The 10,187-nt window shown below is 44.9% G+C and carries 5 protein-coding genes; all 5 read left to right on the top strand.

Translation table 11 applies throughout. The features are described 5' to 3' along the window. The first annotated feature begins 170 nt into the window (after window positions 1-170). Window positions 171-470, top strand: a complete 300-nt coding sequence (locus AC23P2_RS30680) for a T9SS type A sorting domain-containing protein (protein ID WP_487776720.1) — start codon at window positions 171-173, stop codon at window positions 468-470. Between the two features lie 207 nt (window positions 471-677). Beyond that, complete coding sequence (locus AC23P2_RS30685; RefSeq protein WP_487776721.1) at window positions 678-2,369, top strand: hypothetical protein; 1,692 nt, start codon at window positions 678-680, stop codon at window positions 2,367-2,369. A 298-nt stretch (window positions 2,370-2,667) separates the two neighbouring features. Further along, window positions 2,668-6,582, top strand: coding sequence for a choice-of-anchor Q domain-containing protein (locus AC23P2_RS30690; protein WP_487776722.1), 3,915 nt, complete (start codon window positions 2,668-2,670; stop codon window positions 6,580-6,582). Continuing rightward, on the top strand, window positions 6,579-7,307 hold the full coding sequence (locus tag AC23P2_RS30695; RefSeq protein WP_487776723.1) for a T9SS type A sorting domain-containing protein: 729 nt from the start codon (window positions 6,579-6,581) through the stop codon (window positions 7,305-7,307). The genes AC23P2_RS30690 and AC23P2_RS30695 overlap by 4 nt, the downstream gene beginning before the upstream one ends. Before the next feature lie 96 nt (window positions 7,308-7,403). Continuing rightward, window positions 7,404-10,187, top strand: a 2,784-nt coding sequence (locus AC23P2_RS30700; RefSeq protein WP_487776724.1) for a hypothetical protein, incomplete at its 3' end; no start/stop codon positions are given.

The following is a 10,187-nucleotide window of genomic DNA, read 5'->3' on the forward strand; positions in this document are numbered from 1 at the left end:
TATCCTCTGAACATAGGCAAGATTTCAAGATTAGTAAATTGGCTAGATAGGTGTGTGGATAATTATTACCCAAGGGGGAATACTGGTTCCGAATCCAATCGAAAGATGGAGTAGGCATAGGCGCAGCAAGAACAGCAGAGAGTGGAGAGCAAGAAAGGGGCGAAGGGCCAATGGCAACAAATTTGTCATCCGTCGATGCGAGGGATCTAAATCCAAACCTTTTTGCGCAAGTGATGCCAAATCCTGTTTCAAATGTTTTGCGTTTGCAGGTGCAAGGGAGCAAGGGGCAATTGGTGCAAACTGTATTGACTGATGCTTCTGGTCGCCAAGTGTCGCGTCGGATGTTTGTACCTGATACCAACACCCATCAAGAAGAGTTTGGGGTGAGTGAATTGCCAACAGGGATGTATTTCCTACAGGTAGCAACGCCTGAAAAACAAGCGACGTTGAAAGTAGTGAAAGTGCAGTAGGTCAACGCTAGTTTTGACCTAAAACGATAACGGGGGTAAGAGAGAACAAGGGTTCGCTTTTATCCCCGTTTTGCATTTATAAAAGAAAAACAATCACAAAATCCTACCTTTTATACATATACCAAAAGATAAATTAAATTTTTATGGATAATTTATGTTCGGTTATTGCGTGTGTGCTATTTTTGGAATTCCATAACCTGAAATAGTATGTTACTTAGAATTTTGCTTGTCATTGCCGTTTGTTTGAGTGCTGGAGGAGGAGCGATTAAGTTGCAGGGACAAGAAGTTTTCTCTGAAAATGAGACACGGGTACGCTATTTGATTGATTTTTCATTTCAATTTGGTGCCCCTAATGCCCAAATAGGTCGATATAAGTTAGAATTGGATAGCATCCAAAAGGTGGCACAAATCAAGCACGATGAACGGTCTTTGGCTTATCTTGATTTTCTCAAATTGCGTTTAAATGAAGAAGTCGCCTCAACCGACAAAGAAAAAAGTAACTATACCAAAAAGCTAGAAGAAATTACACAATCAACGCCTTATGATGATTTGAAAGCGTATTCGTTTTTTTGGCGTGGGTGGGCTGCGTTCAATAATAAAGACTACACAACGGGGCTTCCGCTGTTGTTTAAGGCCCGAAAGCTGTTAGAAGAAACCTATTTTGGTAAGTTTCCACACAGCATTTACTATTACATTGGTTTTTTTGCCATTTACTATTTCTTTGAAGATTACAAAATGGCGGCTTTGCATTGCCAAATCGCGCTTAAAGAACCTCCCAATGCGGTATTTTCTCCCATGGGCATTTACAATAATTTGGGACTCTGTTACCTCAAAATGAAGCAATATGCAAAGGCTGAAAAGGCATTTAGAGATGGTATTGCGGCGGCAAAAATGGAAAAAAATGTCAATTACGAAGTGCTAGTGAGGGGAAATTTAGGGAACTTACTTCGGGTGACGGGGAAGTACAAAGATGCCCTCCCTTACCTGTACGAAGAAGCCAAAGTAAACGAAAAAGCAATTCCTGAGAATGCGGCTATTAGCAGATTGTACATTGCGAATGCCCTGATTATGCTCGATTCGGTAGAAAAAGCCAAAGCGTATATTGTACCCCTGAAGGTTGTGATGCCCTATTGGACTTACCCAACCTACGACCTGATTCGATTTGAAACCTTGGCTTTGTACCACGCCAAAGTGGGAAATTTTAACTTGGCGATTGGCTATAAAGATTCATTGTTGGCCCTCAAAGATACTTTAAAGGTAAAGTTAGATTATAAAAAAGTAGTAGTGTTGGAAAGTAGCTTGCAAGCTGAAAAGTACATCAATGAACGCAGGGTCTTACAAGTACAAGTAGCCAACGAACGCATTTGGCGAAATATGATAATAGGTGGGCTAATTGTCGTTTTTTTAGGAATAGTTTATTGGCTCAACGAACGGCAAAAGCAAGAAAAGCGCCTCCAAATGGCAAAGCGACAACGTGCCGAAGAAATGTTGGCTCACGCCAATCGGCGATTGGAAGAGTATTTGGTAAACATTAAAGAAAAAAATGAGCTTATTGAAAAATTCTCGATTCAATTAACACAAAATAACCAACCCGCAGACGAGCAGTATGAAGTGGAGAAGACCCTCGAAAACCTTCACCAAAGCGTGCTGCTTACCGAGGGAGATTGGCAAAATTTCAAAGTTCTTTTTGAACAAGTATTTCCTCATTTCTTTTTGAGTTTAAACAGAAAATATCCCGATCTAACAGCGGCAGAAATACGGCTCTGTGCCTTAGATAAACTCAATCTTGCCGATAAAGTAAAAGGTACCATGCTGGGGATTTCGGCCGATTCGGTAAAAAAAACGCGTTACCGGCTACGTAAAAAATACCCTTCATTGATGGAAGAAGCGGCTGTTTGAGGCAATCATTAAGAGGTGACAGTAGGACACGAGAGGACGTAAAGGAATTGACTTTACGTCCTCTTTGCTTATTAGAGTACCTCTTAGTTGCCAAGTTTGTGTTTTTAACATATTGAAAATTAAATTGTTATAAATTGTCCACCAAATTGTCCACCAGCCAAAATAGCACTTGTGAGAAAGGAAGCACTATTTTGTGATGATGACCCAACTCATTCTCACCATTAACGCTTTTCTATTCTCTACCATGAACCAATTCTACTGCAAGACTCTTCCACTCTTTTTTTTTGTTTTAGGGCTAATGCTGACCCTTGGAAGTCATGCTCAAACCGTCCGTTATGTAAAGGTAGATGGTACGGGCGACGGCCTGTCGTGGGCTAATGCTTCGTCGGATTTGCAAGCGATGATCAATGCTGATGGGGTACAGCAAGTATGGGTAGCAGCCGGTACTTACAAACCAATAAGAGCTGCTGATGGTACTTTAAACCCTGGTAATATACGGGCTACTTCGTTTAAAATGAAAAACGGGGTAGCCATTTACGGAGGTTTTGCAGGGGGAGAAACAACTCTAAATGGCCGTAATTGGAGAACAAATCCCACTGTATTGAGTGGTGAGCATCAAGGGGATGATGATATTGAAAATAACAGTTGTAATGTTGTTTTAAATTTTGATAATGGATTGAGCAGTACGGCAGTGCTTGATGGCTTTACCATCACTGGAGGGAATGCCAATGGAGCATTTATTATAAGTGCTTATGGTGGCGGAATATATAACTATGAAGCGGGCTCACCGACCATCATTAATTGTACTTTCTTTAAAAACAAAGCAAATATTGGAGGTGGAATGTATAATTTTAAATCCTCTACTAATTTAATCAATTGTGTTTTTATAGGAAATCAGGCTGGATTTGGTGGGGCAATGAGTAACATTGAGGCTTCTCCAAGCGTTGTAAATTGTAGTTTCTCGGGTAATAGAGCAAACACTAATGGAGGGGGAGCGGTAAGATCTGCGACGAACTCTTCTCCGAGTTTTAAGAACTGTATTTTATGGGGCAATAGCAGTGAAATATATAACGATGAGAGTAGCACTGCTACTTATACAAATACCTTGGTCAAAGGCTTGGTGGCTGGTGGCTTCCAAGGCACGGAAGACCCGCTGTTTGTCAGTCAGCCTGCGGTAGGGCTTGGTACATCGGGAGATTTGCGCCTGCAAGCCTGCTCACCTGCCATTAATGCTGGAAGCAATACCGATAACACTGTTACGATTGATTTAGATGGCAACCCGCGTAAAGTAGGTGTAATAGATTTAGGGGCGTACGAGTATCAATCAGTTCCTATGGCAATTTCACCCACGGTGGAAACCTCCAATCCCACCACTTGTGGTGGCTCAAACGGTAATATTACATTGAGCGGATTTTTAAGCAATACCCTTTATTCGGTTGCTTACAAAAAGGATAATACGGCGGTTTCGGCGGCTAACTTTACCTCCAATAGTAACGGAGTGATTACGTTAACGTCTTTGGGGGCAGGTAATTATACCGATATTGTAGCTACGTATGGCTCGTGTGTTAGCCAGGCTGTCACGGCTAATCTTCAAGACCCTGCCAAACCAGCGGTTGCGTTGAGTGCTATTCCAGCTATTTGTGCGGGGGCTACGAGTTTTACGATACCTTACGGTAATGAAACGGGTTCGCCAAACAAGTATTCGATTTCAGAAACGGGTATTGTGGCGGTTAGTGATGGCGATTTGTCGAATCCCATTACGGTTGCGCTTAGCAGTCCAGCTTCGGGGAGTTCGATTTCTTTTAAACTCACGGTAAAAAATGCGGCTACCAGCTGTGAATCCAGCACTATTACAGGGTCGGTGACAGTCAACCCAGTAAGTGTGGGTGGCACAGTAAGTTCAGCCCAAACGATATGTTCAGGAGCGTCTCCAGCGGATTTGAGTTTGTCGGGTCAAACGGGAAGTGTGGTAAAATGGCAAAAGTCTTCTGATGCTAATTTCAGCAATGCGGTTGATATAGCTTCGACCGCGACGACATTATTAAGTGCAACAATTGGCAACTTAACGGCAGATACGTATTTCAGAGCGGTGGTCAAAAGTGGCGTATGCAGCGAGGCGATTTCAAGTTCAGTAAAGATTACAGTGAACCCAGTAAGTGTGGGCGGCGTGGTAAGTTCAGCCCAAACGATATGTTCAGGAGCGTCTCCAGCGGATTTGAGTTTGTCGGGTCAAACGGGAAGTGTAGTGAAGTGGCAAAAGTCTTCTGATGCTAATTTCAGCACTCCAGTTGATATTGTTTTGACTGCAACGACATTGCCGAGTGCGACAATTGGTGCCTTAACGGCAGATACCTATTTCAGGGCGGTAGTGAAAAGTGGCGTATGCAGCGAGGCGATTTCAAGTACAGTAAAGATTACAGTGAACTCAGTAAGTGTGGGCGGTACGGTGAGTTCAGCCCAAACGATATGTTCGGGAACGAGTCCAGCAGATTTGAGTTTGTCGGGTCAAACGGGAAGTGTGGTGAAATGGCAAAAGTCTAGTGATGCTAATTTTAGCAATGCGGTTGATATAGCTTCGACCGCGACGACATTATTAAGTGCAACAATTGGCAACTTAACGGCAGATACGTATTTCAGAGCGGTGGTCAAAAGTGGCGTATGCAGCGAGGCGATTTCAAGTTCAGTAAAGATTACAGTGAACCCAGTAAGTGTGGGCGGCGTGGTAAGTTCAGCCCAAACGATATGTTCAGGAGCGTCTCCAGCGGATTTGAGTTTGTCGGGTCAAACGGGAAGTGTAGTGAAGTGGCAAAAGTCTTCTGATGCTAATTTCAGCACTCCAGTTGATATTGTTTTGACTGCAACGACATTGCCGAGTGCGACAATTGGTGCCTTAACGGCAGATACGTATTTCAGAGCGGTGGTCAAAAGTGGCGTATGTAATGAGGCCTATTCTTCTTCAGTACTGATTCAAATTCACCGAAAACCCACAATTACGTTATCAATGCTCCAACAAACGTTCAATGAAGGTAACAACCAAACGTTCTGCGACACCGATGCGAATCCAGTGAATAGTTTGCAATTTAACCTTACAAATGGCTGTGCAGTAGGAACTCCCGTATGGCGAGTGCAAGTGGGTAGCGGAGCCTGGAGCGACTGGTCGCCGAATGCTCCAGTTACCCAATTATCCAATAACCAACCCCACCGCTACCAAGCAGCTTGTGATGCGAGTTGCCCAGCGACGTACACGAGCCTGATTACTGTTCAAATTAACTACCGCGCTTCAACGCCGCAGCAGGTATCGTTGGTAGCCGATGGCGTTACGGTGAGTGAAGGTGAAACCAAAGAAGTATGTAACATCGAAGGCAATGCCCTCATTTTCAATGCCACTTGCGTGTCGGGCGAAGTTGTACTTTACTCGGTGGATGGCGGGGATTATAACAGTGTCGTACCGACGCAGTTGGTGGACGGACAGTTTCACAATTACCGTGTACGTTGTCGTAAATCAGATGGAATCCCTTCGTGCATTGAGACGGAATCGGGCGTAATGCGGTTGAAGATGACGAATGGGTTGGAGCAGGTTCCCGTAGCGAGTTTGAACGTAACGAGTGGTTGCGGCACTCCCGTATCGTTTAGCGGCACGGCGAGTTGCGGAAGCCTAACGACGGTGTGGTACAATTCGACAACGAATGTAGCTTTAGCAACGTTACCGAGTCAAACGCCCACTGAAACGACGTCGTATTACGCTCGCTGCCAAGCGGGTGGAGGTTGTTTGAGTGAAAAGAGTAACGTGGTGACGTACACGGTGATACCCGTGGGGGTAGCGCCTGTGGTGACGGCTTTGCAAGAGATAGTGTGTACGGGAACTTCAGTGACGATTTCAGCGAATTGTCCTGCGGGTAGTACGACGTCGTGGAACACAGGAGTAACGACGCCAAGTTTTGAAGTTTCGTTCAGTAACGTGACGAAGCAGACGTACTGGGCGAAGTGTGTTTTCTCAGGCGGTTGTCAGAGTGCGGAGAGTGTGAAAAAGGAGGTGTACTGGAATGCGTTTGTGGTGACGTTGATTAACGTAGGCCAAAGCAAGTCTGCGGTGAAGCCTGCGAATGATAAAGCGCTGTGGAGTAGTCAATTTATTACGAAAGACGGCGGCCCAGAGTTAGCGCAGAGTACGCAGTCGAATCCGATCCGACGTTGTATTATGCGGAGAATGTGAACAAAACGGCTCCCCGTTATTGGACGATGAACGTGGACGCGTGTGGATTGGGGACGGAGGGTTCGTTGACATTTGACTTGTTAGCGACGCCCGAGACGGGCGTACCACAATCGTTTAATACACATGAAAATAATGCACCCTACTTTATGTATGCCAACCGTGAGGGCTGGACGGAATTGTACGCGCAAAACCATCCAGCCTACGGTTTTTACCAAGACAATGGTGCGGGCGGCAATGCGTATGATTTAGGTTTACCCAAAGGGTTGTACAAATTAGGTATTCGTTATTGGGAAATGAAGGGTTGGGGGAGTATTTATCCTTCGACGCGCAAGCCGCAGGGGAACGTGTTGGCCTACCAAGAATATTGGTTCAGAATCCAATCAAAAGACGGGGTAGGGGTAGGCGCAACAAGGACAGCGGATAGCGGTCAGCAAGGATCAGGCCGTAGCGCGGTAAATGATTTAACACCCAACGTTTTTGCGCAAGTGATGCCCAATCCAGTTTCAACTGTTTTGCGTTTACAAGTGCAAGGTGGCAAAGCAGAAAAGGTACATACTATTTTAACTGATGCGTCGGGGCGTGGGGTATTGAGTCGCCAATTTGTTCCCGAAACGAACAGTCATCAGGAGGAATTTGAGGTAAGTGAATTGCCGACGGGAATGTACTTTTTACAGGTGACAAGCCCGACCCAACACGCTATTTTGAAGGTACTGAAAGTAAAATAAAAGTCCTAATATAGGCTTCAACGGGGGGTAAACGCTGATTAATACCGTAGCACTGATGAAGTCACAAATCTTGTTCTTATAAAACTCGTAACTTTTATGAAAATTTTTACGTGTCGTTTGTTACTGTTATTACTAAGTTTACTACCCGTGTTGTCGTGGGGACAAATAGTAAATTGGGCGCCCTCTAACGGTAGCCGTGATTGGAATGTAGCGGCGAACTGGTTTCCCAGTGGCGTTCCGACCGCGACGAGCGATGTAATTATTAAAGATGTTACAGCGGCAAATTCACCCATCATCAAAGCTGGGACTTTGGCGGTAGCCAATAGTGTGCAAGTAAATGTCGGGGTTGTACTGACGATTGAGGCGGGAGGTAGTTTGACCATTGATGGACAGACGCCGCTTGTCACAGCGGATGGACAGATGCCGTTCCGCACAGTAGCGCTGGTGAACACAGGCACGATTGAAAACAGTGGAATTATTCGGATTGAACCCGCAGCAAATACGACAGTTAGCTATGGGCTATATATGGAAGGTACGGCACAAAACGTCGCAAAATTTATCAACAAATCAGGCGGGGAAATACACATTGACGGAATGAATTTTTCGGGCATTTTTATGCAAACCAATTCTCTTCTTTCCAATGAAGACAAAGGGAAGGTAGTTATTGGTGAAAATAAAGCAGTAAGGGGTCAAGGTGCAATCATTTTTGGCAGTGTAGAGAACAAAAATGGGGGAGAAATGTACATCTATCAATTTGCAAGTACGGGAGTTTACGTTGGTACGGAGGGCTCCAGTTTTTTTACCAATGCTGGCAAAATAGTAATTTCTGGAACTGGTACATCTACAACTGGACTATCTAATTCAGGGAGTTTTACCAACCAGTCAGGAGGGGAAATCTACATTGATGGAACTGAATTTGTAGCTTTCTCTAATAGTGATAATACCTTTACCAACGACGGGAAGGTAGTAGTGGGAGCTAATGCGGCAGTTGGTAGATTTGGGGTCGCAAATAGTTCTAATGGTGTTTTAACTAATAATGGGGAAATTCACATTGACCGATTTAATGCTACCAGTAGCAATGGAATCATTAATTCTGCAAGTTTTATCAATCAAGGTAAGGTGGTAATAGGAGCAAATAGTAGCACGTTAGGAGTGATTGGGCTTAAGAATATGAGGAATTTTTCAAATAAGTCAGGGGGAGAAATTACCATTAATCGAGTGTCAGATTATGGATTGACGAACGAGTCAAGCGGTACATTTACGAATGAAGGAAACATACAGATTGGGGGTAATGGTGAGGTAGGAAACGATGGAGTCTATAATAGCTCTTCCACTTTTAATAACAATTTGTGTGGTGAATTGCGGGTAATGAGGGGTAGATTAAGGAATGGGAGCGTTGTGACGAACAAGGGACTGGTTTACGTGGTAAATTCATTGACGACTCAAGGTACATTTACGAACGAAGGCGTACTTAGTTATGGGTCACTTACAGGGTCAGTGACGAATACGTCGGCCACGTCGGTGATTGTCAACAATGCTCCCACGACGCCCATTTTCAGCTACGGAGGTACGTACAGTGGCGCTATCACTATTTTTACCAATGAAGCGGCGACTCAATCGGCGGGTACTTTTAGCTTGCCGAATAATTTTACTCCCTCGGCGTCATTATCAACGGGTACACGAACACTTTATGCAAAAATCACCCCTAGCCAAGGAGGATGCAGCTTTGTGGTACCATTTAGCTACTTAGTCTGCAACAGTACCCTTACGGCGGGGGCGACGACCAGCCCCACTACTTGTGGAGGAAGTCAGGGCAGTATTGTTTTTAGTACGACCAACTTGCCAGATGGCAATAATTATGTGCTGAGTTTTACGACGAGTTCGACCACGAGCAGTCCTAAGAGTGTCAATGTCAGGGGGAATAGTTTTACTTTGAGTGGGCTTACGGCGGGTGATTACAGTAATTTTTCGCTTTCGGCGTTGGGTTGTAGCTTTGGAGACGCTACGTCCAAGGTATTGGCTGACCCTCCACAGCCTACGGTGACGATTGTTAGTAATAACGGCCCTATTTGTGCGGGAAAGGACGCTGTTTTTACTGTCAACGGAACCAGTGGCGCCACGTTGACCTATGTAATAACAGGGCTTGATGATGATCAGACGCTGCTTTTAAATGGAACTAACCAGTTTGTGAGGGTTAACAATGCCGTTATGGATGTTGTTTTTAACCCAATCAGTATTAGCAAGAATAACTGTTTAGTGTTATTAGTAGATGCGAGCAAAGTGACGGTGAATCCATTGCCCACGGCGACGATTGTGGGGACAACGATAGTGTGTCAAAATAGCCCAAGGCCGAAGATTACGTTTACGGGGTCAAACGGTACGGCGCCTTACACGTTTACGTACAGCTTGAAGGGCACAGAAAAAACGGTAACGACCGAAAATGGCAATAGTGTGAGTATCGACGCACCCACCAACGAAGTGGGGACGTTTGAGTATAGTTTGGTCAGCGTGAAAGACGCCTCGACGACGGTGTGTAGTCAGGCTCAAACTGGCAGCGCGACGGTGACGGTGAATCCTCTGCCAACGGCGACGATTACGGGGACAACAGCAGTGTGTCAAAATAGTACAAGACCCAAAATTACGTTTACGGGGTCAAACGGGACCGCGCCTTACACATTTACATACACCTTAAATGATGGTGCAGAGCAAACGCTAACGACGGAGAATGGGAACAGTAGCACCTTAGAAGTTTCTACCAGTGAAGCAGGAACTTTTAACTATGAGTTGGTGAAAATAACCGATGCCAGTTCGGCAGTGTGTAGTCAAGTACAAACGGGTAGCGCGACGGTGACGGTGAATCCATTACCGACGGCGACGATT

Source organism: Runella sp. R0.1_18 (genome assembly GCF_057652155.1).